The following is a 25,826-nucleotide window of genomic DNA, read 5'->3' as shown; positions in this document are numbered from 1 at the left end:
TTGATTGCATCGCTCACAGCCTCCTTCCGGGCAAGAGAACAGACAAACTTCCGATAACAATAATGAATTACCTCTTAACTGAGAGGCAGTCTGGGATAAACAGCCCCTGATAAAAACGGGTTCTCAAATAGCGTTGAGAACAAGAGCCGCCCCATGATGATCCAGACCCGGCACAGCAAAGATGACTTTTTTCTCCCCGACCTAGGGTCAGGTCAGTCGGTGTTTATGCTGGTGCTGATTTCTGAGTTGTTTGTCCTGGTTCAGGTGCTTGCCCTGCCTGGCGAGGTCGACTTCAGCTGGACACGACTGGCCATGCTGTCACTGTTTGTTCAGTGGATTGTGCTCTCCAGCAGCGCCTTTCTCTATCTGGCCAGGCCTTTCCTGAAGAGGCTTCGCACCTGGCAGTCGGTCATGATTTCTCTGTTGGGCGTACAGATCATTACGCTACTGCTTACGTTGCTCTCTCAGGCCTTACTGTCCCCTGTTCACTTTGCACCTGACTGGCAACAGGTCAACCGCAATCTGCTGGCGGCACTGATTATCTCGGCCATGCTGCTGCGCTATTTTTACATTCAGTATGAAGTCAATTTGCAGCAACAGGTCATCCACAATGCCCGCCTCGACTCATTGCAGGCGACGATGCGTCCGCATTTCCTGTTTAATTCCATGAACATTATTGCCAGCCTGATTCAGGTCAACCCTGAAAAAGCAGAGCAGGCGGTGGAAGACCTGTCAGACCTGTTCAGGGCCAGCCTGCAAAACTCCGGTCAGAATAAGAGTGCTGTGGTCCCCATCCAGAAAGAGATACAGATCAGCGAGAGTTACCTGAGAATCGAGCAGCAAAGGCTGGGTGACCGCCTTGAGGTCAAGTGGCTGGTTGGTGAACTTCCGCACAGGCTGTCTATTCCTCCCTTTACCTTGCAGCCTTTGGTGGAGAACGCCGTTTACCATGGCATTCAGCCGCTGGAGGCCGGTGGCTGCATTACCATCAGCATCAACATTGATCAGCAAATGGTTCAGATTTCTGTAGAAAATCCGATGCCATATACTGAGACCATTTCCAAGGGCAATCAGATTGCCCTGAACAATATCCGTTCCCGCCTGGCGATGCTCTATGGCAGCAAAGCCACCCTGACCACGGATATCCGGGAGCATTCCGGTGTCAAATGGTACACGGCGCAGGTGCACTATCCCTGCCAATGGGACAACGCTGTTGATTTACAAATTTGATAAGAACATTGATAAATTACTGACGGGAACCGATCACCGAACAATGAATGTCCTGATTGTTGATGATGAGCCACTGGCCCGGGAACGGCTGAGACACCTGATTGGCCGGATTGATAACTTTATGGTGCTTGAACATGAGGCCAGCAATGGACGGGATGCCATCGATCTGTGCAGCCAGTACCACCCCGATATCGTGTTGATGGACATTCGTATGCCCGTAATGGGTGGTCTGGAGGCTGCCAGGTATATCAGCGCCATGGACAAGCCACCGGCCGTGGTTTTCTGCACCGCCTATGACAATCATGCCCTGGAAGCGTTTGATGCCCAGGCGGTGGGTTATCTGCTGAAACCGATTCGCCAGGACCATTTGAACCAGGCATTACAACGTGCCAGCAAAGTGAATCGTCTGCAACTGGCCTGGCTGAACGACCATCTGCCAGAGCATCAGGAGCAGGGCCATATCGCCGCCAAAACCCTGCGCGGTATCGAGTTGGTTCCCCTCAATGATGTGCTCTACTTTATGGCGGATAATAAATATGTGACGGTCTATCATCGTCATGGTGAAGTGCTGATTGATGATTCGCTCAAAACCCTGGAAGAAGACCATAGCCACCACTTTGTCAGAATTCACCGAAATGCGCTGGTGCGCCGTGATGCCATTGAAAGTCTGTCCCGGGATGATAAGGGGCACTGTTTTATCCATCTCAGGGAAGTGCCACAACCACTGTCCATCAGCCGACGTCATGTGCCGTTGATCAAAAAAATCATGCAGTCCCTATAAAGTCTGACCTCCCTTCCGGGCTCTGCTGATGCCAACAGAGCCTGACGCTGTCTCTTAAAGCCGGTCTGTCGTATTATCCCTCACAACTGTTTTGCCAGCAGTGTGTTTGCCTGTAGCTGGCACTTAATTTGAACAATAGAAGCCATCAATCCTGTGAAAACCGTTCGTATCGCTACCCGTAAAAGCGCCCTTGCCCTGTGGCAGGCGGAATATGTCAAACAGCAGCTGGAACACCATCATCCGGATATCCGGGTCGAACTGGTCAAAATGACCAGCCAGGGCGACCGCATTCTGGACGCTCCACTGGCGAAAATTGGTGGCAAGGGGCTGTTTGTCAAAGAGCTGGAAAATGCGCTGTTGGAAGGTCGCGCCGATATTGCGGTGCATTCCATGAAGGATGTCCCCATGGAGTTTCCCGAAGGGCTTGGACTTGGGGTTATCTGCCCGCGGGAAGACCCTCGGGATGCCTTTGTCTCCAATCACTACTCCGCGCTGGATGAACTCCCACAGGGTGCTGTTGTTGGCACATCAAGCCTGCGCCGCCAGTGTCAGATACTGGCCGCCCGTCCTGATCTGACCATTCAGTTTCTGCGGGGTAATGTGAATACCCGTCTGGCCAAACTGGATGACGGCCAATATGACGCTATCATCCTGGCAGCCGCAGGATTGATTCGACTGGAGATGGCTGACCGCATTCGCAGTTACCTGGATACCACTGTGAGCCTGCCAGCGGCCGGACAGGGTGCCGTCGGTATTGAGTTGCGCCAGGATGACGAGCAAACCAGACAGCTGATTGCCCCTTTGCACGACGAGCACACGGCAATCCGGGTGGGTGCTGAACGGGCCATGAACAGACGACTGAATGGTGGTTGTCAGGTCCCGATTGGCGGATTTGCAGAACTGGACGGAGACCGGCTATTTCTCAGAGGCCTGGTCGGAAGCCCTGATGGCCAGACCATTTATCGCAGTGAAGTGACCTGTACCGCTGAAGAGTATGAATCTGCGGGTATTCAGGTGGCTGAATCACTGCTGAAACAGGGGGCGGATAAAATTCTTGCTGGATTGAGCTCTGAGGGTGGCAGGTAAAGCCGCCTTCCGATGGCGTTGGTGTTGATCTGGTGTGGTGTAAACCACTCTTGATTAAAACCTAAAGAATATCGTTAAAATCAATAAATTCTTCTTCCTGAGAAGAAAGAAATGTCAATGCTGTTGCGGGATCCGAGCCAGTAAATCCGGGTTCACCACCAACGGGTATTTGTACAGAACCGGGACTGGATGGCACTTGTGGTGCCTCCATCAATCCAAAATTTCCCACCCCACTTAGTGCACCAAATAAGCCCGCGGATCCTGACGGGGGCATTGATTGTTGTGCCGCAGATACAACATTTCCCAACTCACTGAGTGCACCAAATAAGCCCATGGATCCTGACGGGGGCACTGATTGTTGTGACGCAGATCCAACATTTTCCGACCTGCCGAGTGAACCAAATAAGCCCGTGAATCCTGACGGGGGCTCTGATTGTTGTGCCGCAGATCCAACATTTTTCGACCCACCGGGTGTACCAAACAAGCTCGTGGATCCTGACGAGGGCACTGATCCAAACCCAACATTTTTCGACCCGCCGGATGGACCAAACAAGCTCGTGGATCCTGACGAGGGCTCTGATCCAAACCCAACCTTTTTCGACCCGCCGGGTGGACCAAACAAGCTCGTGGATCCTGACGAAGGCTCTGATCCAAACCCAACCTTTTTCGACCCGCCGGGTGGACCAAACAAGCTCGTGGATCCTGACGAGGGCACTGATCCAAACCCAACATTTTTTGCCCCGCCGGGTGGACCAAACAAGCTCGTGGATCCTGACGAGAGCTCTGATCCAAACCCAACCTTTTTCGACCCGCCGGGTGAACCAAACGTCAACCCACTGTGTGTACCAAATAAACCCATTGGTCTTGACGGGGGTGTTGATTGTTGTGCCGCAGATCCAAAACTCCCAAACCCACTGGGTGCATCAAAGAAACACCTGGATACGGACGGGCTTTCTGCAGGTGCCAAACCTCCAGAATCGCGACCAAAAAGTCCGCTCTGACGGTTTGAACGTTCCATACCGAACCGACCCATTGGCCTGTGGCTTGCCGGAAGCTTTGGACCATTCCTGAGATCATGGCGATTAATACCATAACTCTTGAATTTATCCACGGCATCCAAGAATACTGTGAAGTTAAATACCTTTTTTTCAAAATCAAATATTTCACTCAACTTGATGGCATGAGCCTGTTCTTTACTATGCCTGTAAACAATCTCAATTTTATCACCCCAGTAATCAAATGGCGTTTTTAAATAAACTTTGGTTTTATCATCAAAATAGGCCGGATAGTTCTTCATGAGTTTACTCATCACAAGCTCACACCGAACACAGTTAATAACATTTGAAACAGCCTCATTCACTGATTTGGATTCATTCAGGATCTTTGAATCCAATCGAACTTCGAATGGATGATTCACCCCATCTATAAAAAAGTTTCTGACCATGGAGAAATCCATATCGGTTGACTCTGCCAAACCGGGAATCAGCTCATGAGGATTTGGATTTGACAGTGAAATCATTGATGTGACTTCAGGCACCCCCCACCCCCCGGACTGCTCTCTGTCATTCTCAAGCGCAGCGCGCAAATCAATAAGGGATTGACTGATGTCCCTATTTGATAAGGCTTGTTTGGCGTCCTGAATTCTATCTCTAATATTTTCACTTTCATCCATCATATTTTCTGAGTTTATTTTACGTCTTACAGACTTTGTGTTAGCCGGGGTATGCTCAAAATCCTGATTAAATGTTCGTTCCAGGGTGGTTATACACTCTTCTGCTCTCCAGTGGTTTTCATCAAATTGCTCAACCAGGTTCTTCAAATCATTTTCTTTGCCATACTTTCTTTCCATTTCATTCTTTTGTTCCTCAGTTATATTCTCCACACGTAATCCAGACGCTTTAATACCGGAGTAGCCCAGTTGCGTTACAATAAGTTCGTCTACTAATTTGCCGTATTGATGGAGGAAGCCACTCGCACTTCCATGGTCCGGAAACATTGAATATGGATATGGACAATCAGGCACCACTGCTTTGTCATTTCCTTTGTGGACATATAAGCAATCTTTTCTCTCGCATTTTTGCTCAGCTTTCTTCAACCATTCAGCACCGCTGTTATAAAAGATATTTTCTTTATCGTGCGGTTTTTGACTTCTGCAGGTAGCACATATTGTTATAGCTGTAGCTTGATTGTCGGCGGTTATTTTCCTGATAATACATTCCTGGTGTTCAAAATGATGGCAAGGTCTTTCTATAATGCCTTTTTCTTCCGAGAATAGTGCTTCTTGACAGATTGGACAATTATCAGACATTCGACTTTTAACTGTATCCGTGTGTCTCAGTCTATGCCCGTTTAATAAAACTATTTCAGTGTTGGATGTTGGTGTAAAATTCGACTCGACTCGAGTGTTTGCATTCGTTACTTGCACATTTGTTTCCATGAATAATATTCTCTGTCTGGTTGATTGCACTTGACGTCTGAGTAGCTCGAATAAGTAGCTGGCCATATGGAATCGAATATTTCTGGCTACTTGGGCTGGTACTATGCGAGGCACAACGGAGGGAGCATAGCCGTAGCTATGTGACCGGAGTTGTAACGAAGCAGAGTGCCGGCACAAGGAGTCAGAAATATATGATTTCATATGGTTAGCTACTTATCATCCCCTGACGGAACACAGCACCAACTCTGACTTATTGGATAAAGAATTAGTTCAACTGCATAATGAAACTGTCTCATATTCGCGCATTGGTAACCCGCCCTGAGCCTCAGGCACAGGCTTTGGCAGATGCCATCAAGAAAACTGGTGGCCAGGCCTGGCCCGTGCCGATGCTTGCTATTGATGCGCTGGCAGAAACACAGGCAATGACAGACTGCCTGCTGATGCTCGACCAGTTTGACCATATTATTGTCACCAGTCGTCCGGCCGCCCGCCTGGGCGTAGAGCTGGTCGAACGGTACTGGCCACAGCTACCAATTCACTGCCAGTGGTTTGCCATTGGCAGCAGCACAGCGGCTGAACTTGAGCAGTTTGCGATCAGGGCTGACTATTCAGACACCGGCGTAGACAGTGAGGCCCTTCTTACCCTGGATGCATTTAACCATATGCAGAATAAGAAGGTCCTGATTATCAAAGGAGTGGGGGGACGGGAGGTGCTGAAAGAGCAGCTCACTAATGCCGGTGCCACGGTCCACACACTGGACGTTTACCAGCGTTCCTGCCCCACCTATGAACGCAATGCAGTGGTAAAAAAGTTGGAAAGCCATTCAATCAATGTCATTCTCTGTGGTAGTGGCGAAACCCTGACAAACCTTGGGTACTACTTACCCATGCCCTATCGAGCTGACTACCGGCTGCTTGTTCCCAGTGAACGGGTTGCCAGAGAGGCCCATAGCCTGGGTTTCCAACAGGTAACCAATACCGGTGGCGCCAGCAACGAGATGATGTTGCAAGCATTGGCCCAAATCTGCCTCTTGTGAAAAATGAGCGGGAACCTTGAAAGAAGTGCCCTGACAAGAGATAGAAAAACAAGGGAGACTATCCTCTCGAACAATCGGAAGGCCCAAGCGTGAGCGATACAGACCAGAACACAGACCGTTTACCAGACAACACCCCTGAAGGTGTTCAGCAGGAAACCGACATCCATTCAGCGAAAGAGTCCCATTCAGAACAGCAAGCCACCAAAAAACACCAAAGCAAAGGGTCAGGTAAAGGTCTGGCAGGCTTTGCCCTGTTACTGTCCGCCTGTGCCCTTGGCCTCAGTGGCTACATCGGCTGGCGGGCCATGCCACTGGAACAGAACCAGCCGGTTCTGCTTGAGGGCATGGACCAGCTGCAGACACAGATTGCACGACAACAGGCCAGGCTGACCACAGTGGCACAAAACACCGCCACCGATATAGAAAGACACGAAGAACAGTTGCAAGCCCTGCAACAGAGGGAAGACAGACTGTTATCCCGGGTTGATACCCTGTCCAGCAAAGTCCGGGAACTTGAAGGTTCCACACGCAACCAATGGCGTATTGCCGAAGTCGAATACCTTCTGCGCCTTGCCAATCAGCGACTGCTGACGGTCAATGATGTTACCGGTGCCCTTGAACTGATGGCCAGTGCCGGGCAGATACTGGGGCAACTGGATGACTACACTCTCTTTCCGGTCAGAGAGGCCCTGGCAGAAGATATAGCGGTTCTGAAAGCCACCTCCCTGCCGGATCAGGAAGGTATCTGGCTGCGACTGCAAGCCATTGCGGATTTGATCCCCGGTCTTGTGATCCTGGATGATGGCCATATTGCCGATGTGGCCAGTGCCCCGGACCCCGGATCAATGGTCACTGATGAAACTAACCCACCAGCGGACAGAACCTGGCAGGAAACCATCAAGGCCATAGTGCTGGACACCTGGTACCGTTTCACCAGACTGTTCCGTATTAATACCCAGCGAGAGCAACCCATTGAAGTATTGCTGACACCGGAACAGGAGCAGTTAATCCGTCAGAAGATGCTGATGCTGATCGAACAGAGTAAACTCGCGCTGATTACCGGACAGCAGACGATTTATCAGAGCAGTCTCAAACAAACCAGTGACTGGCTGAGTCGCTATTTTATGCTCGGTGGTGATGTCAGTAATCAGCTGGCTACCGAGCTTACTGAACTGGAAGGGCTCTCCATAATCCCCGACATGCCCACTATTCATCGTTCTCTGGAGGCTCTGAAAGAGCACCAGTCCAGCTCGATTCTCGCTCCTGCACCAGCAGAGAGCGACTCAACCATTGAGCCGGAAGAAAACCAGACAACACCCGCATCACCCGATGGCGATGATGGGAAAAGCAGTCCGCCATTGATAGAGCCGGATCAGCCTGCGGAACAGGGAGTGCAACTTTCATGAAAGGGTTTGCACTGTTCCTGACCATTATTTCTGCCTGTTTCTTACTGGCCAATATCATGGTCAACGACCATGGTTATGTGCTGATTGCTTACGATGAGATGACCTTTGAAAGCAGTCTCTGGGGTTTGCTGCTGCTGGTTGTCATTTCCCTTGGCCTGGTCTGGCTCGCGGTGATTATGGGGCGGTTATTGCTGGGCACATTCAGTGTTATCTACCCACTGTCAACGGGTGCCCGCAAAGCCAGGGCCAGAAAACTGTTTGACCGGGGTCTGGCTGAGTTTACCAAAGGGCACTGGCGAAAGGCGGAGCGGCTCCTTGGCCAGGCGGCGAAAAACAGTGAATCACCGTTAATCAATTATCTGGCCGCCGCCAGGGCAGCCCATGAAGCAGGAAATCATGAAGCCAGTGCTAACTGGCTAAGACAGGCGGACAGCAAGGCACCGGGCGCAGAAATGGCGATTGGTATCACCCAGGCACAACTGCAACTGGCCAGTAACCACCTGGAACAGGCGCTGGCGACATTGACCCATCTGCACAAGAAGTATCCACGTCATGGCTATATTCTGAAAATGCTCAAGCAGGTCTATACCCGTCTGAATGACTGGCAATCACTGGAAAAACTGCTGCCCAGGCTGCGCAAGCAAAAAGTGATTAAGGACGACGAATATCACCAGCTGGAACAACAGGCATTCAAAGCGCTGTTCGAACAGGCTTATAACTACGGCCGAAACCGTGTCTCCAGCGAAGAGAAAACCAAACCGGCGGATGATATCTGGTCCGGCCTGAGCCACAGTCAGAGGAAGGATCCGGCTATCCTCTATCGCTACTGTGACTGTCTGGTACGACTGGGTGCCGGGGAAAAAACCGAGCTGCTACTGCGAGAAAATCTTCATCACTGCTTCAGCGAGCCATTGATTCGCCTTTATGGCAAAACGCCGGGCAGAGACCTGAAAAAGCAATTGCTGTTTGCGGAATCGCTGCTTAACCAGCGGACCAATGACCCTGAACTGTTACTGGCGCTTGGTCGCCTGGCACTGCGCAATGAACTCTGGGGTAAAGCCCGGGAGTATCTTGAAGCCAGCCTCAGGCTCCGGAAAAGTGTTGATGTGTATAACGAACTGGGTCATCTGCTGGCACATCTTGATGAGTTTGAAACCAGCTCCCGCTATTTCCAGGAAGGCCTGTTGTTAGCGGCTGACAGTGCCACCAATCTGCCGGGGCTGCACAAGTCATGAATACCCTGTTGGTTGGTGCTATCAGCGGTATGACTGCCGTGGCACTGAGCGCCTTTGGCGCTCATGCGCTGGAGGGCGTTCTCTCTGAGCGGGCGATGGAGACTTTCCAGACCGCCGCAGACTATCAGTTCTACCATAGCCTGGCACTGGTGTTTGTGGCCTTACTGGGAGCAAATTACCCGAACGCAACAAAGCTGAAGTGGAGCGCTGGCCTCTTTACTCTGGGCATTGTCCTGTTTTCAGGCAGCCTCTATCTATTAAGCTTAAGCGGTATCCGCTGGCTGGGAATGGTTACACCGTTCGGGGGTGTTTCCTTCATTCTTGGCTGGTTGATATTGGCCTTTTTTGCCGCCAGAGACTATTCCCGTACCTGAAATTTGCATTTTACGCCCTGAGCAGTATCTTACGCCGATCATTTTCTACCAACTCAGAAATAGATCGATTGTAGATAAAAATTCGGTGTTGTGAGGTGCTCAGTTTTACTGCTGGCCGACCACCTGTGAGGCCGCGAATTTAAACGGTCTTTGGCAACGCTGGCCGGAATATGCAGTTCCATAGCCATTCTCTGGGAATGAACTGACCATTTTCCCTTGAAGTCTAAATATTCATAGGGAACCAAAACCAAATATTATCTATCCTCCATCCGATGTTCTATTGAAAAAAATCATTTCATGGTTCGGTTTTGATGTGAATAGTGCTAACGGTCTTAAATGTGCAATATGTTATGACTCTATATGTTATGACTCAACAAAAGACAAAAGCATCAAGCTAACATGCGGACATATTTTCGGTAAATCATGCATGCGGAAATGGGTGGAAAGTACTAACCAAAGAAAATGCCTTTTCTGTAATAATCAATTAACTGATAACGAGATAAAGGAGATAAAAAATATCCCATTGCAGGAGCGTGTGATCATTATTTTGGAAAAACCGATTATACTTATTGGCCGAGCTATTTTGGACTACGTCCCCGCGTTTGCTGCCGGGGCTGCTTTTTTCGGGGCTATTGTCGGGGCTAGTGCCGGGGCTGTTGCCGGGGCTAGTGCCGGGGCTGTTGCCGGGGTTGTCGTGATTACTGCCCCGACAGCCTTGATTACTGCCGGGGCTGCTGCTGGGGCTGTCGCAGCTATTGCCGAGGTTGACAGGGGTGTCGGGGCTGCTGTCGGCGCTGCTGCCGGCGCTGCTGCCGGCGCTGCTGTCGGGATTGGCGGGTTTGATGTCGCGGCGGCTGCCGGGGTTGTCGCACCTGCTGCCGTGGGTTTTCTCGGGGCTACTATCGGGGGGGGACTCGGGGTTATGGGCGGGACTTTAGGGGCTCTTTTCGTATATGACGAACAGGAAATGAATCCAGTAGTTTTGTGAAAAAATTCCTTTAGACCCACTAATTAAGGAACTTTCCTGAAATAACTTCCACATTTCTACAGCTGCTACCCGCCTCCCGCTATCCGAAAAGCCGGAACCGCTTGTGCTTTTGCGGGAAATAGTTATAGATGACTTTAGATTTTTATCCTGATGTTCATTTGTTGAAACTTTTTTTCATAAGTACTTGTCCAAAATTTTTCTCAAAATCAGGATAATAAAAATCATGGTAATCCGGGAAATCAAAGCTAAAGATAGTATTCAACCAACAAGATCAGGTCCGGCTGTGGCCCAAACTGCACTTGGCCTGATTGAGGACAAAGTTGGCCAGCTACCGGGTCGTCCCGCATCGTCCGCATTCACCCGTTCTGTCACTCCTGAGAATTCGTGTAAGCGGTTGCGGATAGACGGGGATAACTCAACCGACCGCTCTTTTCCTACACTATCCGCCCATGGTATCGAACTGTCGGATACGAAAAATAGTCGGCCTGCCAGCCATGACTTGCCACCTGCCATCTCTACTCTCATCACAGACAGCAAAAACCGGTCCTCTATAGGCGGCAAGGGACTGTTTTTGCACCTTATGCAACAGGCCAACATCCCGGTTCCACCCTTCACTGTGGTTGACACAGAACTCATCGCCAGGCTCGAGCAAGAGCCTTTTCCCGCAAAATGCCTTTTGTCTTTTCTGCCGGGTATTAACAAGCGGGGCCTTGAATCATGCAGCCTGGAACAATTGCGCACGATCATTACCGAACTCCCCGCTCAGCAACAATCAGAATGGCTAAAGGGGTTATCCGGATTTATTGCCAGTGAGGATTTTTATCAACAAGTCAAAGATAGCAGTGTTGCCAGGGAGATTCGTGATCGCTACCTCACACTCCGGCAACCCTCCAACGGGGCCTGTATCGTTCGAAGTTCCGGCGTGGATGAAGACCGCTTCGGCAATGCCCAGGCCGGTCGATTCGATTCCCTGGTTCATGGCGGCGGCGATATCCTGACAACCTGCCTGCAAGTCCTGTCGTCCGCTTACCGGCCTGAAGTCTGCCCCGGCGGGGAGGTAAAACCCATGGCGCTGGTCCTGCAGCAGTGCATCCGTTGCCATCTGGGGGGCGTCGTGTTCAGCCACTCAACGTTGCAGGACAACGATGATACCATCCAGGTGGAATTTGCACCGGGGCAACCGCGGGGGGCCGTCTCCGGAAATACAGGCATCCGCCCCCATCGCTATAGGATCAGGCGCGGCGATGACGAAAACAGTAAACCGGATCGTGAATTTACCCCGGGAGACGTTACCACACAGTTTGTCCTGAAAAAAATCAACGGCGAAGAGGGGTATGCTGAACAGAGCATTACGACAACCACCGATGCAAAAGACATCAGGCTTACTGACGAGATATTGCAAAAACTGCAGGAATACACAGTACAGCTGGAAAATATTTTCTATTGCCCGGTGGATATAGAGTTCGGTGTGGATGTCTGGGGGAATTTCTTCGTGTTCCAGTGCCGACCAGTAACCCAGCTGCCGGGCAGTACCCGTTTCTGTGCAGCCGCTCCTTCCCTGCCACTGGCTGAAGGCATCATGGTCAGTGAAGGTTACCGCAGTGGCGTGGCTTTGGAGGTCACCGAACCGGTCAGCGCGGAACAGATTCCGTTCGGTGCTATTCTGTTTGCCGTTCACGCCAGTGACTGGATGCTGGCACCGGAGATTTTACAACGTTTGGGCGGCTGTGTGTTCAGCCAAGGGGGAACCACCGATCATGTTGCCATCACCCTGTGTCAGGCGGGTATACCCTGTCTGGTGGCGGGTTCTCAATATTCTGAGGCATTAACACAAGCCAGCGGACAACAGGTAACACTGGTAGCCGGCAGTTTTTCCGGCAGCCCCGGAGCCTATTTGCAGACCGGCGACCAGTCTGCCTACTGGGAGGCCAACAGCACCAGTTCCGGACAGGATACCATCAGCTCACCCGCAACCAGTGCTGCAGAACCACCGAACTTTACCCGGGTCGACGAAGGTTTTGCCTGGCTGAATCGCCAGAATAACCGGTTACTGGACTATTTTCACCCTGACCGGATACTGAGCCGCTGCCTTGGCCCGGGGCGGAGTAAGGCAGTCAGCATGTCAGCAAAGCGATCGGATCTGTTACAACAGCTTGGCATGGAGATTCAGCTGCTACAGGAGGATTTGCAACTGTTTGCATCCGGTTATAAGCACTTTTTGGGTCTGGCCAAAACGTCTGAATCGGATGCAACACCATTTGAAGTCCAATCCTTTATCAATGATCTGCCACCGCTTAAAAAACAACGGACAGGCCTGAAAAATGCCATTGATAACCTGTATTCAAAAGTGGTCACGCCGCTGACCACCGACCGGGAATTAACCACTGAGTCCGGGGATTTCAGACAATGGCTGAAGGATTGCCAGACCTTGCGGGATAAATTGCAAAAACTGACCCAGCCCAAAAAAATGAAAGCTATCCATTCTGTTCACGACCTGATTTACTGGCTTCATCAACGATTCGTTAGGGCACTCGCCCCGGTGGCTGAAGCATCCGGAATGGGAAAAATTAACAAAATTGCCTTTATTGACGAAGATATTTTCGATGAAACTGACCAAAATATGGTGCTGATTGAAATTCTTCCTCAGGGCGTTTCCGGACTATTAAACCACCATTGCATCTCGGTACTGAGAAAATTTGGCGTAAAAACGCTACGCATACTTAATATGGTGGATGCCGCTTTTGTTAATGCAAAAATTGGAGTGCACGTCTGCACCATAACAATGCTGGAACAGGCTGAGGGAGGCAAGGGCCGTACACTCCGCCTGGACATCTCTGATAATTTTTCCCAGCACCCGGAAAACATACACCTTCAGGGTAAATTGAAACGTTTCTGGTTTTTGGTCCAGACACTGCGTTGCGCATCGATTGATAGAAAATCACGGCCAATGGCGATCAGCTTCAATCAAAACGCAGGAAAAATGACCATAGAGTGCACTCAGGTTGATTCTCCATCAGAATTACAGGGGACCTTTGTGAAATTGGTGTCCGTTCTGTCAGGACTGAACTCCATGGATATAACAATCAACAAATTTAATCGCGGTAAAAATACAAATAAGTGGTATTTTGAAACACTGGCTAAAAAGTGCCAAAAAGGGTTGAGTGACTCCATAGATAACTGGGTATTCAAACATTGCCTGATATTGGATGCAATCGAAGGCCGCCATTTGATGTTGAAAAGTCGCTATTATGATTGTGCGTTCCTTGATTATCTGGATGACCAATACAGGCACTTATTTGAAGTGGCCAAAACAGTTCATCGTCCTCTTAAGTCTCTTGAGTCAACTAAAAGTAAGAATAAAAAGGCAATACTTCGCCAAATCTTTAGCGCTGCTACCAAACATCTTGAGCCGAATGATGCTGCAAGAATAATAAAGGAACTGCTAGCTCACATGGCCATTGAAAAAAACTTTCCAGAAATTGTTATTCGACTTTTGCGTGAGGACTTTGATTTAGATCACGACAGGGAGCTGGTGCTTTTCCTCGTGCAACAAAACGTGGACATATTCAAGTATATCTCCAACGATTTTAAGGATGATATTGACATAGCCAAGTCTGCAATAAAACAGTATGCAAGGTTTTTACAATATGCCAGCGACCGTCTCAGAAATCATAAATCACTGGTAATGTTTGCCATTAAAATTGATGGTTATTCACTCAGTTATGCCAGTACAGATCTCAAAAATGACCCTGTCGTGGTTATGGAGGCTACCAGAAAGAACTATTTTGCTTATTGTCACGCTGGGAAGACAGTAAAAAACAATGAAACCCTCTTGCGAAAAATCATTGAGGTAAATCCTGAGGTCATGCAATTTGCTACTAAGTCCCTGAAAAATGACAAGGACTTTGTCCTGCCACTGCTCTCACGAGAGCCCTCCATCTATGAATATCTCAGCGACAGACTGAGATCTGATCCGGATATTCAAGTTGCAGCCGGGCGCAAAGACGTTGGAGCTGAAACCGCGAGTTCACAACGCAGCAATCAGCCTGAAAATGAAAAGCCAACAAATCAAGGCTGTTCGTGTGTAATCCTCTGACCCCGCTATTCTCGGACAGCCTCCCAGCTTGATGGCCATAACAGGCAGCAGGATCACGAAGAAGGTGAGTAAGATTCGTGTGTTAACACCCGGTCTATCTGAACCGTCCTTTGAGCTTATGCTTATTGTTTTCAGCTATGACGACCCGGTTGTTGATAGGGGGGAATTGCATCGGTCAGAAACCATTATCAGCCTGTTGAGGAAGTGTGAGTGGTGTTCGCTGGCTGGGGTTGCGCCGCTGGTTGCTATTGACCTTTTTTGCCGCCAAAAATTATTCCCGCATCTGAAATTTGCATTTTACGCCCTGAGCAGTATCTTACGCCGATCATTTTCTACCAACTCAGATGTCCATGAACGATAATGTGAAACCGGCCGATGAGGCTGATGGCCCACAACAGGAAACGCTCCACAAGCGTCAAATCAAGAGCTTTGTGCTCCGTGCGGGCCGGATGACCACGGGCCAGCAAAGAGGCTGGGATGAGTGCTGGCCAGACTGGGGACTGACTCTGGAGCAAGGCACAGAGGGTTTCCTGAATGCCTTTACGGATGCAGCACCCCGGGTTCTGGAAATTGGCTATGGCATGGGACATTCCCTGGTCACCATGGCGACACAGGAGAGCGATAAGCAGTTCATTGGTATTGAAGTACACCGCCCGGGTGTCGGTAGCCTGCTTAACGAAGCCCGTCTGGCAGGCATCCACAACCTGAGAACCTATTGCGACGATGCGGTTGAAGTACTGAAGCAGTGCGTACCCGATGGGAGCCTGTCACGGGTACAGATTTACTTCCCGGACCCTTGGCACAAGAAACGCCACCATAAACGCCGCCTGATTCAACCCGCTTTTATTGAGTCTATTCGTCCCAAGCTGGACATTGGTGGCATTATTCACCTGGCCACTGACTGGGAAAATTATGCCGAACAGATGCTGGCAGTGATGAACTCAGCAGAAGGCTTCGAGAACATGGCCGCAGAAAACGGTTATTCGCCAAGACCGGATTTTCGTCCGCTCACCAAGTTTGAAAAGCGTGGCCATCGATTAGGACACGGGGTTTGGGACTTGCTGTTCAAGCGCATCCGGTAGATGGCCCTGTGGAACCTGCCCCATAGTGCCCTGTAACGTTAACAGGTAAACGTCGATGACAATATATAACCCTGCGAACAAATTATAGCGGTTCTCAATTTCAGGTTGAGGAGAAGGTTCCACTCGATCTAAAACTATCTTATGGAATAAACATCTATACACCCATTAACTCACTTAATGGGTGTATAAAATGGCAGATCCGCTTCGTCCAAACCCGTTTCGACCCATGCAGAATTTTTCTGCCACGGAAATGCCAAGGCAGCGACGCCCAAATCAACCGCCAAAATGCAGTAAGGTTCAGGCAGATAAACAACTACCAGCAAGTCCCCGGCACCACGAGTCCGCAACGAAAAATCCGAGAGATTTTACGGCATATAGTATAACGACGGAAAAAACCAAGACTCACTCCGACCATTACAAAAGCCATGGCAAGACAATGCATGATCAACAGTCGGCCAGACCGTCATCGCAACCGGCACGGATCCGGCCAAATCTTTTGAATAATGGCAGCAAGGCAACGTCTGTAGCCACAGTAAACAATCTATTTCCCCCCCCGTCAGTTTCAATCTTTGCACATTCCGGTTATGAGCCCCGACAACCATCGGTAAACTCACAACGGGACAGTCATTCCTTATCAGGCAGGGCAGAATCCAATACCAGTAACCGTGCGGCCGCATCAGGCCAAACAAACCCCGCCAGAACCATTTTCCAAAAAGCAAGGATAAGCAGCCGCGAGCTACCAAACCGATCCAGGCCTTCGGAGCCCGGTGGTTTTGAGAATAAGTTGCAGGAGATGGAGCAAAGGATTTGCCCAAGAAAAACTGAATTTAAGATAAAAGAAGGAGCTGGCCATACAGAATTTGTTTTAGCCATTGGCCAGCCATTTAAAAAAAATCTCGAGCCTTTTTGGCAGAGATCCTCTGCTACAACTTTGACTCAACCTCCTGTGCTCAGCTGTGAAAGGCAACTCCCTGCGAACTGCCCGAACGCTCCGGTAATAACTATTCAATCAACCCATAAGGTGCTGCACACACCTGAAAATATTGCACCAACCATAGAATTAGCAGTGGAGGAACATATTAAGTGCGCGACAATCAACGTTGGCAAAAGTCTTCAATCTCTTCGCAAGGCTTTACTGGATGTGTATAAACAACTCTCCTGGAGAGCAACATCAACATGGAACGCTGCTATGGCCTTTAATAGCAGTCAAGGCAGCCTGGATATGTTGGCCGGTCAATACCAAACAAAAAATATTGGCAGCCTGCCCCCTGCGGATATTGGTAAATTCAGAGATGATGTACAAAAGTGTGTTAAGAAGTTTATAGAGGCGACAAAAGAGATAAAATCGGATCGCGGAAAGCTCGTCACCTTAACCATAAATATCTCCATGTCTTCGGCAGACGAGCCCGACAGAACCGGCAATACCTGACCATGCCTGAATACTAGCCCGGATATTTCAGGCAAACAATTCCAGCAAATCATTCAGAAAAAGCCGACCGGTCGGAGTAGGCTTGAGCCTCGACTCTAAAGGTTCCAGCAACGCTTTTTGCCGGGCAAGTTTCAGTTGCTGGTGGATACTGCTTAATGTCTGTCCCGTTCGCTCACCATAAAGCTGTACATCGACGCCTTCATGCAGTCGCAGTACATTCATCATAAATTCGATGGGCAGCTCATCGGCTTCCAGCTCCCGTCGCCCAGCCTCAAAGGCATGGGAAATATAGCTGTCGGCAGCCAGGTAATCTGCCGGCATGCGGGTTTTCCAGTTACGGTAAATCAGCCCGGTAGATGCATGGGTTAACTTTCCATGGGCACCAGCGCCGATACCGATATAGTCACCAAACTGCCAGTAGTTCAGGTTATGTTTTGAGCGACGCCCGGGCTGACTGTAGGCAGAAATCTCATACTGTTGGAACCCCGCTGGTGCCAACATGGCCTGCCCGGCTTCCTGAATATCCCAGAGCGTATCATCCGGCGGCAATACCGGTGTTTTGGCATAGAAAACCGTATTGGGCTCAATGGTCAGCTGATACCAGGAGATATGCGCTGGCTTAAGGTCAATGGCCTGCTTCAGATCGTAAAGGGCATCCTCCGGAGATTGCCCCGGTAAACCATGCATCAGATCGATATTGATATTGCTGAAGCCATGGCTGGTGATTGCGGCAATGGCCTGTCGCGCTTCATCGGCACAATGAATACGCCCGAGGGCGGCCAGCTTCTCATCCTGAAAGCTTTGCACACCTAATGAAAGACGGTTCACACCCGCCTCCAGATAAGCCTGAAAGCGATCGTGCTCATAGGTACCGGGGTTGGCTTCCATGGTGATCTCAATATCATCCGAGAACCTTACCCGCGACTGAAGGCCGTTAAACAGCTGCTGATAAGCGTTTGCCGTCAGCAGGCTGGGAGTGCCACCGCCAATAAAAATGGAATGGATCGGGCGCCCCTGGACGCTGTCCAATTCGTTGTCGATATCATGCAGCAACGCTTTGATGTAGGCATCTTCAGGAATATCGCCGGTGATCCTGTGCGAGTTGAAATCACAATAAGGGCACTTTTTCACGCACCATGGCACATGAATATAAAGACTAAGGGGAGGAAGCTTAAGCATGTTAACAGCACTGAAGCAGACTTCAGTGTTTTCTCTCCTTGAGGCGGGCAACCAACAGCTGCAATGCCTGGGCCCGGTGGCTCAGTTGATTCTTTAACTCTGAAGGCAGTTCCGCCGCCGTACAGTGCTCTGCGGGCACCAGAAACAGGGGATCATAGCCAAACCCGTGTTCTCCCAGAGCTTCTTCAATGATATACCCTTCCCACTGGCCATGGGCAATGACCGGGGTAGGGTCATGTTCATGGCGCAGGTAAACCAGCACACAGTGAAATCGTGCGGTACGCTCGGCCGACTTAACCCCCTGTAATCGATGCAATAGCTTCTGGTTATTATCAGCAGCGGAAGCATCGGGTCCTGCATAACGGGCAGAATAGATGCCCGGCTCGCCATTGAGGTAATCAACCTCAAGGCCCGAATCATCGGCAATAACCGGAAAGCCTGATATTCCGGCAGCATAGCGGGCCTTGATAATGGCATTTTCAATAAAGGTCAGGCCCGTCTCTTCCGCTTCCGGCCAGGTTGAACCGATACCAAACTCACTCTGGGGCTGCATCACAATCCCCAGAGGCTCGAACATCTTTTGAAACTCCGCCAGCTTGCCCTGATTACCACTGGCAAGCACCACCTTGCGAATCCCCTCATTCATACTGTTTCTCACAATTCAACACATGACCCCTGATTAAAATGTCTGACCAGCAACACAAACAGAACTAACAGACGACATTTTAATGGTAAAAAATCTGTTCAAAGCGAAGTGTCTCGCTTCGCGAGCTGCCCTGAGGCTTAACATCTATGGCAAATTTTAGCAGCTCTTCATCTGAAAACTTAAAATCGGCCAGATAGTAAATCGCACTGCCTTCTTTGACCTCAGAAAACTTCAGACTGCTTTTCTGAGTCAGCAGGTTCATGGTATGGCCACTGACCCTGCCGGTGACTGCGGTTCCCAGTTCATCGGATGAAACATCACGAATGGCAATGTTGACAATACCGTACCGGCTACCTCGACGGAGACTATATTGCTCTGCAATACCGGGCGGCACAAATGTACTGTTGAAGGCACTGAAATAAATCCGGTAGTTGCCCATCTCAATGGGTTCCTGATTCATCACCCGGGCTTCTGGAATCTGGCTTTCAGCCATCACCGGATTAACCATTCCGACAGCGGCCAACACCACCAGGGCCTGGCATGCCATCCAACGCTGAGTCATTGACGTAATACTGTGCAGCATCGCCATTATGCAATTCTCCGGTTTTTTGATTTGTTCCAGAATAACTTCATCATTTTACACAGTCTTGGAAAAGGTCGCCGCCCGCTTCCCGCCACCCGCTGCCCGCAAAAGCACAAGCAATTTCGGCTTTTCGGGTAGCGGCAGGCGGGCAGCGCCTATAGAAATGTGAAGTTATTTCAGGATCGTTCCCAAGTGATAAATAGTCACCAATAGTCTAATTCGCCACCATTCCGAATAATCCCCTTATCAACCATAAATCAGTAAGTTACACTGTTTCTTATTCCTTTATAATTCCGTACTATTCTTTAATATATTGCTTTATACCGATAGAAAGAGGGCGCAAAAGTGGGCGCAAATTTGCCGAAAGAGGGCGCAGGCAAAACAAAGGAGGGCGCAAATGGCAAAGCTAACACCAGCACAGCTAAACAATATTAAGTACAAGCTCAGTGAGAACGTGGGTGGCCGTGGTGATGGAGCGTTGTTATTTGAAAAGCGCAGCAGCGGAATGATTGAAGCTTATTATCGATACAAGCACGCAGGCAAAGACAGCAAGATCAAGATAGGGCAGTACAAGAAGACCAGAGACGGACACGGCTACAAGCTGGCTGAATGCCGGGATAAAGCGCAGGATATGGCGAGATTGCGCCGGGAGTGTGGGGGCGATCTTAAAGCCTACCTGGAAACTCGCAACCGTGAGCAGGAAAGGAAGCAAGCAGAAGAAAAGCAACGGCAGGAGATTGAAGCTTTACAGGGAACACTGACAGACTTGTGTAACGGCTATGTTGCCAGCTTACACCGGAAAGAGAGAAAGACCGCCGATCAGGTTGAGCGATCCCTTGAAAGGTATGTACTCAAGCCATTTCCAGAGCTTGCCAACGAGAAAGCGAGAAATATTACCGTTGATGACATTATAAGCATTATCCGACGACTGATTGAAAAAGGGATTACCACCGCCTGTAACCGGGTGAGAAGTCATCTTCACACGGCCTTTGAGTTTGGCATCAAGGCAGACAACGACCCAAGAGAGCAAGTCCTACACGGCAAACGGTTCTGTATTGAGTACAACCCTGTATCAGCAGTACCAAGACAGGCAGACTTTGAGCGAGTCAGAGAACGCTACCTTTCGCATGAAGAAGTGCGCAGATTGTGGCATGAGTTTCCAACACTGCTACCCAATACCGGGCCTGTGTTTATCTTGCTCATACGGTTTATGTTGGCTGTTGGCGGTAACAGGCCAGAGCAGCTTTTACGCTGTAAGTGGTCAGACTTTGACTTCAATCAGCGCACGTTTACTTTCATTGAGTGGAAAGGCAAAAACCCAACCCCGAAAAAGCGAGTGATGCCGCTAACAGCCAGGGCAATAGAAATACTTGAGGAAGTGCGGGAAGTATCAGGCAGCTTTGAATGGCCTTTTTCTGCTACCGGGAAAGCACCTGTAAGGGTTTCCACTCTTGCCAACCGGATACAAGACTATTGCCGGGCACTTGAAGCAGAAGCCACGGCTAACGGCCAGACAGCACCGGAATACTTTGTACCTAAAGACATACGCACGACTGCTACCAACTTGCTGATTGAATGCCGAGTACCAAAGGAACAGCGATACCTGATACAGAGCCGGGAAGATGGAAGCATCGAGAGCAAGCATTACGACCATTCAGACCGATTGCCAGAGAAGCGCGAAGCCATAAAGCAATACGACGCTTTTCTTGGAAGGATTCTGGATGGTAAGGAATCAAAGCTGGTGGATCTGGAAGAGTACCGGCAGCGACACAGCAACCAGTAATACAGGGCGATAAGCCGCAAAGGTTAAGCCGGTCTAGGGTAGCTCCCGAAAAAGCAGGTTCCCGCCTGCCTTGGCTGGCTGATTAATTCCGGGGATTGTGTGGGGCGGTCAAGAATGAATGAAGATCAAGCCAGGAGAGTGCTTCGTAGTATTTTTGGTGACAAAGATAAGGCTATCGAGCTTTGCCCAATGTCAGCAGAAGAACAGCAAAGACTTGAGAGAAGTTATTTAAAGCTTCACAAGGGTGATACTGAAAGCGAATACGAGGTCAATTTTAAAGAAGCTGTCCATGCTGAGCAGCGACTCAATAGCTACTACACGCTTTTGGGTGCGGAATCTGGCAGTGCTGAATGTAGTTATCAAATACTCCAATCCGCGCTAGATAATATCGTTAGCGATTTGGTGTGTGAGGATAATGGAAATGACTACTCACACCATAGTGAATCTCTTAAGTATTTAGCCAGATGCTTAAAGAGATTGCTTAACGGGGCCAGTCCTGACGAAGCATTCAACTTAAAGCTTCCAAGATCGGGCGGGGGAAGGCCGACACCCCAAAAGATGAAAGAGCGAGCAGGCAGGGAGCAAAGAGATAGAATTATTGCCGTCATCATCGCTTGGTCAGTTAGGCAAAAAGGCTCAACTATTGAAGATGCATGCTGGCGACTGTCCGAATACTTAGGGCAGCAGGATAAAGAGCAAACGTATAAAGCCACTTACATCAAACTACGCAAAGAAATAACCGACGATGTGATTGAATTTTATACTAAATGCGATTCAAACTTAGATCGGCTAACCGAGTACCTTAAAGAAATAATAACAGCAGATATTTAAATCCCCATATCGACATCTGACACATAGTACCAATAAAGAAATACTGATACCTGACCACCTCAACAGGACTATATAGGTATCAGTTATGCCCCACAGCACCACCCCCGCCAAATACCTTTCACGCGCCCAGGTAATGAGCCGCTACGCAATCGGCAATACAACTCTGTATAGCTGGATCAACGACGAAGAACTTAAGTTTCCAAAAGGCCGACAGCTTGGAAAACGCTGTGTACGCTGGCTTGAGTCAGAGCTTGAGCAGTGGGAAGCAAAGCGAGAAATGGCAGCAGCTTAATAAAACGATCAAGGAGGAAAGCAAAGGGCAATCAGTCGCCACTGAAAGCCCGGACAATCACCAAAAGGGAACCCCGTCATTATGAACGACCAACAGAGCATAGCCAACTTTGTTTACGCATTGCTGGAAGCAGGCGCAAAAGGCTTAAGGCAGATTGAGATAGCCAGCCCCTTTCAAGGTTATAAGTTTCAACACATGCCCGGCATGTTTTGGACAAGCTGCCTGAACACCTATGTATCCAACCTCAATAAACACGGAATTACGTTAGCGCGATGCCCGGACCCGTACATTAACGAGTCAGGCAAGAAGTCCAACTACAAGCGCTATTGGCTGAGGGATCGGCAGTCAGCAAAAGCCGCACTGATCTTGTTGAACCACTGGCGACACAGAAAACACCTGGAGCCAATCGCCCCGGACCTTGCTCAAATGCTGGTGGATCAGTTTCCAGAGGCAGAGCCAGCACCAAAGGCCGGTTAGCAGCCTCAACACTGAGGGGAGCTATCCCCAGTCTATCCAAAACGGATTTATTACCAGCAACCGGGACTACCTGCAATAAATTCAAAACGTGACTTGTCACACTAAGGAGATTGCCAGCGAACCGGGGCTATCCACCAAAACACACAAACCAGCACACGCAAAACACAACAGTACCCAGGATATTTAAGACCATGAAAACAGTATCAATGGTTGTCCAAGTGACACCGGAAAAAAAAGCCCTTCACCTTTGTCAGGAGTACGCAGAAATTCAGACCGAGTTATCAGAACTGAAAGCCGAGTTTCCACCGCGTAGCGAATGCGAGCAGATCACAGTAGACAACCGGCAGACTTGCCGGGATCTGAAGATAGAGCATTGCCCAAGATGTGAGGCCACAGAACCACTGGCGCAAGAATGGCACAAACTCAAAGCCAGAAAGAGCAATGTACTGAAGAAGATACACGCTCTTGGTTGTAAGGCGTTAGACGGTATCTGACCACCAGCACCGGCAAGGAAGCCACCATAAACAACACCTGTCACCGGGCAATCAACAATGACACTCTTATCAAAACACTTGCCAAGCGGGGGAAGTTGGAACTATGCTTCAACCGTTACAGCAAAATCTGTAGCCCGGATTGGTCTCCGGAAAACATACAAGGCGCACAACCGCCAACAGCGGTTTTTTTGTGTGCGTTCACAGCAACACCCCCGCTTTATGGCTGGGTTGTTGGGAGCATTTTCGAATGCGCCGGTTTCCTTGTATGCCGGTAAGACCAATCCTGACAACTCAGCCACCAATCCCGAAATTGGTCTTTCGCTTGGTGGCTCCAATACAAGGAGCTTACCCTATGGCTATCACCTGTCGCATTGCCATTTTAAAAAGCAATACCGCCCGTCTAAGCGATTGTCGAGTACAGCAGTACAAGGCCATTACCGCCCCCACATTCAAAGCCGTAAGCGCCATTGCTGCCAGCCTGAACGCTGTTGTCTGCACCTGGACACCAGCAAGGAGGGCTCAGTAATGAACGCATTACAGACCGCTAAGCCCGCACCAGCAAGCACACAGCCTGTTTACTCTGAAGAACTAAAAAGCCTGGCTGTATCCGATCCACTGGCAGCAATCGCGCAGATCAGGAAGGCACACCGGCAAGTAACCCAACGCATTGAAGCCACCAGCAAACCATTAAGCCAGCAGGAGCAGCAAACATTAGCGGCCTGTCGTGCGATTGATAAAGCATTGTGGCAGGTCAGCAAAACGCTTGAGCCATTGATTCCCGATGCTGGTGGACTGGACTACCTGAACGACTGGACGGAGTGAGGGCAAGCAATGGACAGCAAGCAACGAAAGAAGCGGCTAGAAGCGCTGACAGAGGCTCTTGTTCTGGTAGGCATTGCCAGAGCAGAGGCCGAGTCCTACACGAACGACCCAAGACTACAGGGTATTGCCGAGTTTCAAAATCAAAAGCTGTGGGACATTAGCCGGTACAACAAGACCGAGCGAGCCTTAAGAAAGATGTGTCTTGAGCTGGTGGATCCGGAGGGCGAGCAATGCGACTGAATTGGAAATTCAACACCAACCCCCATGGATTGGCCAGCTTTGAATCAGCAGGTTGTTTCCACTGGATAGAGATTGATACCAGACCGGCGGGCTTTATTGCTGTCATCGACTCAGACGGTATGAAGCTTGCCATGAAACCGGCAGCCAGCCCCAGTGCAGCTAGGGCAAAAGCCGAGGCTGTCTTAGATTGCTTTGAGGTTCGGGAGGAGGCCGCGCAATGAGCAGAAGCAGAGCCAAAACAAAGGGGCGCAGAGAGAAAGGTTCGTTCATTGCTATCCCTACTGATGTATTACAACACCCCAACTTTAAACGTCTGAGCAACACAGGACACAAGCTGTTTAACGCGCTACTTGGTCAGCTACGTTGGGGAAAAACAGGCTTGAACAATGGTGATCTATGCGCCACTCATTCAATGGTCAAGGAGTACATTCCAAGCAAGGAAACCCTACAGAGCGCAGTTGATGAACTCCTCTATTTTGAGTTCATCATTCTTACAAGGCAGGGAGCCAGGTTAAGAAAGGACTTACCCAACCTGTATGGCTTTACCTTTTTTGCCATTGATGAATGTGGGGGCAAGCTGGACATACCTTCAACAGTCGCGCCACCGGGCAACTGGCGAACCGAAAAAGCCAAGTATGTAAAAGCCACCAGTACCAAGCGCAGAAAAAGGGATTCCGAAAATTCACAAGTACGGCAAACGGGGCACGACTGGTACGGCAAACGGGGCGATAAATCGAAATCCGATGCTGAAAACTCAATTTGTGGTACGGCAAACGGGGCGAAAACGGCAATTTTAGACGGTTCACTGGTACGGCAAACGGGGAACTTCTTAGAATCTGCCATAGGCATATCTTTAAGCAGTCTTGAAAAGACTGATTCAGAGGCTTTAAGTATGCGCGCGGTCGAAAGTGGTCAAGCTGAAAACATCAACAAGCTTGAGCAGTCGATAAAGGCGAAGGCAGGCACAGCCAAGCAGGAAATATCAAAGGAAGAACTCAAGCGCATAACCGAGCAACACAGGAAAGCACAGGGGATAAGCCAATGATTCCAGATCAGAAAGAAGGACGGGGGAACTTTGATCTGATTACTTGCCAAGGGCGAACGCCGGAACGTGGCCGCTTCAACATTGAAGAGCTGACAGAGGACGAGATTCTTTACTACTGGGCCTTGCTCCAACAGGAAGCAGACACCAGAGCCAAGGAAGCCCGGAAGCAATGGAGAGTAATACCGGGAGGCAAAGCCACCAGCAACACACAATTAGAAGCCGATGGGCAGATAGGCTGGATGTTTTAGCAGGC

Annotated in this window: 26 protein-coding genes and 2 pseudogenes; 24 read left to right on the top strand and 4 right to left on the bottom strand. The window is 49.7% G+C overall.

All coding sequences use genetic code 11. The features are described 5' to 3' along the window. Positions 1-225: 225 nt before the first annotated feature. From J7438_RS13560 to hemC, 3 genes are all read left to right on the top strand, one after another. Positions 226-1,230: a sensor histidine kinase gene (locus tag J7438_RS13560; protein WP_209276966.1), complete on the top strand. Its 1,005-nt coding sequence runs from the start codon at positions 226-228 to the stop codon at positions 1,228-1,230. Further along, on the top strand, positions 1,214-2,011 hold the full coding sequence (locus J7438_RS13555; protein WP_286196574.1) for a LytR/AlgR family response regulator transcription factor: 798 nt from the start codon (positions 1,214-1,216) through the stop codon (positions 2,009-2,011). Before J7438_RS13560 ends, J7438_RS13555 begins: the two co-directional genes overlap by 17 nt. Positions 2,012-2,164: 153 nt before the next feature. Further along, the gene (hemC, locus tag J7438_RS13550; RefSeq protein WP_353620135.1) at positions 2,165-3,097 is read left to right on the top strand and encodes a hydroxymethylbilane synthase; all 933 of its coding nucleotides are present in this window, start codon (positions 2,165-2,167) and stop codon (positions 3,095-3,097) included. A 61-nt stretch (positions 3,098-3,158) separates the two neighbouring features. On the opposite strand, the gene J7438_RS13545 is transcribed toward hemC, so the two are convergent. Then, positions 3,159-5,405 (bottom strand): hypothetical protein, encoded by a 2,247-nt coding sequence (locus J7438_RS13545; RefSeq protein WP_209276965.1) that lies wholly within the window; start codon positions 5,403-5,405, stop codon positions 3,159-3,161. Between the two features lie 410 nt (positions 5,406-5,815). On the opposite strand from J7438_RS13545, the gene J7438_RS13540 reads away from it, so the two are divergent. From J7438_RS13540 to J7438_RS13505, 9 genes and pseudogenes are all read left to right on the top strand, one after another. Next, positions 5,816-6,571, top strand: coding sequence for a uroporphyrinogen-III synthase (locus J7438_RS13540; RefSeq protein ID WP_209276964.1), 756 nt, complete (start codon positions 5,816-5,818; stop codon positions 6,569-6,571). Positions 6,572-6,660: 89 nt separating this feature from the next. After that, a complete protein-coding gene (locus J7438_RS13535; protein WP_209276963.1) occupies positions 6,661-7,977 on the top strand; it encodes a uroporphyrinogen-III C-methyltransferase in 1,317 nt (438 codons plus the stop codon). Further along, complete coding sequence (locus J7438_RS13530) at positions 7,974-9,212, top strand: heme biosynthesis HemY N-terminal domain-containing protein (protein WP_209276962.1); 1,239 nt, start codon at positions 7,974-7,976, stop codon at positions 9,210-9,212. Before J7438_RS13535 ends, J7438_RS13530 begins: the two co-directional genes overlap by 4 nt. Further along, on the top strand, positions 9,209-9,586 hold the full coding sequence (locus J7438_RS13525; RefSeq protein WP_209276961.1) for a DUF423 domain-containing protein: 378 nt from the start codon (positions 9,209-9,211) through the stop codon (positions 9,584-9,586). Before J7438_RS13530 ends, J7438_RS13525 begins: the two co-directional genes overlap by 4 nt. 313 nt (positions 9,587-9,899) lie before the next feature. Then, a pseudogene (locus J7438_RS28315) lies at positions 9,900-10,052 on the top strand (RING finger domain-containing protein); the annotation flags it as partial. 117 nt (positions 10,053-10,169) lie between these two features. Beyond that, positions 10,170-10,574, top strand: coding sequence for a hypothetical protein (locus tag J7438_RS27730; RefSeq protein ID WP_286196573.1), 405 nt, complete (start codon positions 10,170-10,172; stop codon positions 10,572-10,574). 283 nt (positions 10,575-10,857) lie between these two features. Then, positions 10,858-14,670, top strand: coding sequence for a DUF4116 domain-containing protein (locus J7438_RS13515; protein ID WP_209276959.1), 3,813 nt, complete (start codon positions 10,858-10,860; stop codon positions 14,668-14,670). Positions 14,671-15,020: 350 nt separating this feature from the next. Then, positions 15,021-15,752 (top strand): tRNA (guanosine(46)-N7)-methyltransferase TrmB, encoded by a 732-nt coding sequence (gene trmB / locus J7438_RS13510; RefSeq protein WP_209276958.1) that lies wholly within the window; start codon positions 15,021-15,023, stop codon positions 15,750-15,752. A gap of 793 nt (positions 15,753-16,545) precedes the next feature. Next, a complete protein-coding gene (locus J7438_RS13505; RefSeq protein ID WP_209276957.1) occupies positions 16,546-17,181 on the top strand; it encodes a hypothetical protein in 636 nt (211 codons plus the stop codon). Positions 17,182-17,208: 27 nt separating this feature from the next. Here the strand turns inward: J7438_RS13505 and hemW are convergent, their stop codons facing one another. The 3 genes from hemW to J7438_RS13490 all read right to left on the bottom strand — a co-directional run bounded on the left by hemW (position 17,209) and on the right by J7438_RS13490 (position 19,568). Next, positions 17,209-18,360 (bottom strand): radical SAM family heme chaperone HemW, encoded by a 1,152-nt coding sequence (gene hemW / locus J7438_RS13500; RefSeq protein ID WP_209276956.1) that lies wholly within the window; start codon positions 18,358-18,360, stop codon positions 17,209-17,211. A 22-nt stretch (positions 18,361-18,382) separates the two neighbouring features. Then, on the bottom strand, positions 18,383-19,006 hold the full coding sequence (gene rdgB / locus J7438_RS13495) for an RdgB/HAM1 family non-canonical purine NTP pyrophosphatase (protein ID WP_209276974.1): 624 nt from the start codon (positions 19,004-19,006) through the stop codon (positions 18,383-18,385). A 79-nt stretch (positions 19,007-19,085) separates the two neighbouring features. After that, positions 19,086-19,568: a DUF4426 domain-containing protein gene (locus J7438_RS13490; RefSeq protein ID WP_209276955.1), complete on the bottom strand. Its 483-nt coding sequence runs from the start codon at positions 19,566-19,568 to the stop codon at positions 19,086-19,088. Positions 19,569-19,986: 418 nt separating this feature from the next. Between J7438_RS13490 and J7438_RS13485 the strand changes: the two genes are divergently transcribed. The 12 genes and pseudogenes from J7438_RS13485 to J7438_RS13440 all read left to right on the top strand — a co-directional run bounded on the left by J7438_RS13485 (position 19,987) and on the right by J7438_RS13440 (position 25,821). After that, positions 19,987-21,372 carry a tyrosine-type recombinase/integrase gene (locus J7438_RS13485; protein WP_209276954.1) on the top strand — a complete coding sequence of 462 codons (1,386 nt, stop codon included), beginning with the start codon at positions 19,987-19,989 and terminating at the stop codon, positions 21,370-21,372. A 114-nt stretch (positions 21,373-21,486) separates the two neighbouring features. Next, positions 21,487-22,203, top strand: a complete 717-nt coding sequence (locus tag J7438_RS13480; RefSeq protein WP_209276953.1) for a hypothetical protein — start codon at positions 21,487-21,489, stop codon at positions 22,201-22,203. Positions 22,204-22,288: 85 nt separating this feature from the next. Further along, on the top strand, positions 22,289-22,495 hold the full coding sequence (locus tag J7438_RS13475) for a helix-turn-helix transcriptional regulator (RefSeq protein WP_209276952.1): 207 nt from the start codon (positions 22,289-22,291) through the stop codon (positions 22,493-22,495). An 81-nt stretch (positions 22,496-22,576) separates the two neighbouring features. Further along, positions 22,577-22,972: a hypothetical protein gene (locus J7438_RS13470; protein WP_209276951.1), complete on the top strand. Its 396-nt coding sequence runs from the start codon at positions 22,577-22,579 to the stop codon at positions 22,970-22,972. A 191-nt stretch (positions 22,973-23,163) separates the two neighbouring features. After that, positions 23,164-23,466 (top strand): hypothetical protein, encoded by a 303-nt coding sequence (locus J7438_RS13465; RefSeq protein ID WP_209276950.1) that lies wholly within the window; start codon positions 23,164-23,166, stop codon positions 23,464-23,466. Positions 23,467-23,523: 57 nt separating this feature from the next. Continuing rightward, positions 23,524-23,790, top strand: a pseudogene (locus J7438_RS28310) (ash family protein); the annotation flags it as partial. 28 nt (positions 23,791-23,818) lie between these two features. Further along, positions 23,819-23,992, top strand: a complete 174-nt coding sequence (locus J7438_RS27725) for a hypothetical protein (protein ID WP_286196571.1) — start codon at positions 23,819-23,821, stop codon at positions 23,990-23,992. Continuing rightward, positions 23,992-24,288 carry a hypothetical protein gene (locus tag J7438_RS27720; protein ID WP_286196570.1) on the top strand — a complete coding sequence of 99 codons (297 nt, stop codon included), beginning with the start codon at positions 23,992-23,994 and terminating at the stop codon, positions 24,286-24,288. The genes J7438_RS27725 and J7438_RS27720 overlap by 1 nt, the downstream gene beginning before the upstream one ends. Positions 24,289-24,297: 9 nt before the next feature. Beyond that, the gene (locus tag J7438_RS13455; RefSeq protein ID WP_209276948.1) at positions 24,298-24,528 is read left to right on the top strand and encodes a hypothetical protein; all 231 of its coding nucleotides are present in this window, start codon (positions 24,298-24,300) and stop codon (positions 24,526-24,528) included. Next, positions 24,519-24,749, top strand: a complete 231-nt coding sequence (locus tag J7438_RS13450; protein ID WP_209276947.1) for a hypothetical protein — start codon at positions 24,519-24,521, stop codon at positions 24,747-24,749. Before J7438_RS13455 ends, J7438_RS13450 begins: the two co-directional genes overlap by 10 nt. Continuing rightward, on the top strand, positions 24,746-25,573 hold the full coding sequence (locus tag J7438_RS13445; RefSeq protein ID WP_209276946.1) for a hypothetical protein: 828 nt from the start codon (positions 24,746-24,748) through the stop codon (positions 25,571-25,573). Before J7438_RS13450 ends, J7438_RS13445 begins: the two co-directional genes overlap by 4 nt. After that, positions 25,570-25,821 (top strand): hypothetical protein, encoded by a 252-nt coding sequence (locus J7438_RS13440; RefSeq protein WP_209276945.1) that lies wholly within the window; start codon positions 25,570-25,572, stop codon positions 25,819-25,821. The genes J7438_RS13445 and J7438_RS13440 overlap by 4 nt, the downstream gene beginning before the upstream one ends. Positions 25,822-25,826: the final 5 nt, after the last annotated feature.

It is taken from the genome of Thalassotalea sp. G20_0, assembly GCF_017744175.1.
Taxonomy (GTDB): domain Bacteria; phylum Pseudomonadota; class Gammaproteobacteria; order Pseudomonadales; family Endozoicomonadaceae; genus Endozoicomonas.
The sequence above is the reverse complement of the archived record's forward strand: the minus strand, read 5'-3'. Positions and strand labels throughout refer to the sequence as shown.

Bases quoted from the DNA above. Each gene is read 5' to 3' on its own strand.
- J7438_RS13560 (WP_209276966.1), top strand. From the start codon at position 226: ATGCTGGTGCTGATTTCTGAGTTGTTTGTCCTGGTTCAGGTGCTTGCC.
- J7438_RS13545 (WP_209276965.1), bottom strand. From the start codon at position 5,405: ATGTCTGATAATTGTCCAATCTGTCAAGAAGCACTATTCTCGGAAGAA.
- J7438_RS13540 (WP_209276964.1), top strand. From the start codon at position 5,816: ATGAAACTGTCTCATATTCGCGCATTGGTAACCCGCCCTGAGCCTCAG.
- J7438_RS13530 (WP_209276962.1), top strand. From the start codon at position 7,974: ATGAAAGGGTTTGCACTGTTCCTGACCATTATTTCTGCCTGTTTCTTA.
- J7438_RS13525 (WP_209276961.1), top strand. From the start codon at position 9,209: ATGAATACCCTGTTGGTTGGTGCTATCAGCGGTATGACTGCCGTGGCA.
- trmB (WP_209276958.1), top strand. From the start codon at position 15,021: ATGAACGATAATGTGAAACCGGCCGATGAGGCTGATGGCCCACAACAG.
- J7438_RS13505 (WP_209276957.1), top strand. From the start codon at position 16,546: ATGGAGCAAAGGATTTGCCCAAGAAAAACTGAATTTAAGATAAAAGAA.
- hemW (WP_209276956.1), bottom strand. From the start codon at position 18,360: ATGCTTAAGCTTCCTCCCCTTAGTCTTTATATTCATGTGCCATGGTGC.
- rdgB (WP_209276974.1), bottom strand. From the start codon at position 19,006: ATGAATGAGGGGATTCGCAAGGTGGTGCTTGCCAGTGGTAATCAGGGC.
- J7438_RS13490 (WP_209276955.1), bottom strand. From the start codon at position 19,568: ATGACTCAGCGTTGGATGGCATGCCAGGCCCTGGTGGTGTTGGCCGCT.
- J7438_RS13485 (WP_209276954.1), top strand. From the start codon at position 19,987: ATGGCAAAGCTAACACCAGCACAGCTAAACAATATTAAGTACAAGCTC.
- J7438_RS13480 (WP_209276953.1), top strand. From the start codon at position 21,487: ATGAATGAAGATCAAGCCAGGAGAGTGCTTCGTAGTATTTTTGGTGAC.
- J7438_RS13475 (WP_209276952.1), top strand. From the start codon at position 22,289: ATGCCCCACAGCACCACCCCCGCCAAATACCTTTCACGCGCCCAGGTA.
- J7438_RS13470 (WP_209276951.1), top strand. From the start codon at position 22,577: ATGAACGACCAACAGAGCATAGCCAACTTTGTTTACGCATTGCTGGAA.
- J7438_RS13465 (WP_209276950.1), top strand. From the start codon at position 23,164: ATGAAAACAGTATCAATGGTTGTCCAAGTGACACCGGAAAAAAAAGCC.
- J7438_RS27725 (WP_286196571.1), top strand. From the start codon at position 23,819: ATGGCTATCACCTGTCGCATTGCCATTTTAAAAAGCAATACCGCCCGT.
- J7438_RS27720 (WP_286196570.1), top strand. From the start codon at position 23,992: ATGAACGCATTACAGACCGCTAAGCCCGCACCAGCAAGCACACAGCCT.
- J7438_RS13455 (WP_209276948.1), top strand. From the start codon at position 24,298: ATGGACAGCAAGCAACGAAAGAAGCGGCTAGAAGCGCTGACAGAGGCT.
- J7438_RS13450 (WP_209276947.1), top strand. From the start codon at position 24,519: ATGCGACTGAATTGGAAATTCAACACCAACCCCCATGGATTGGCCAGC.
- J7438_RS13445 (WP_209276946.1), top strand. From the start codon at position 24,746: ATGAGCAGAAGCAGAGCCAAAACAAAGGGGCGCAGAGAGAAAGGTTCG.
- J7438_RS13440 (WP_209276945.1), top strand. From the start codon at position 25,570: ATGATTCCAGATCAGAAAGAAGGACGGGGGAACTTTGATCTGATTACT.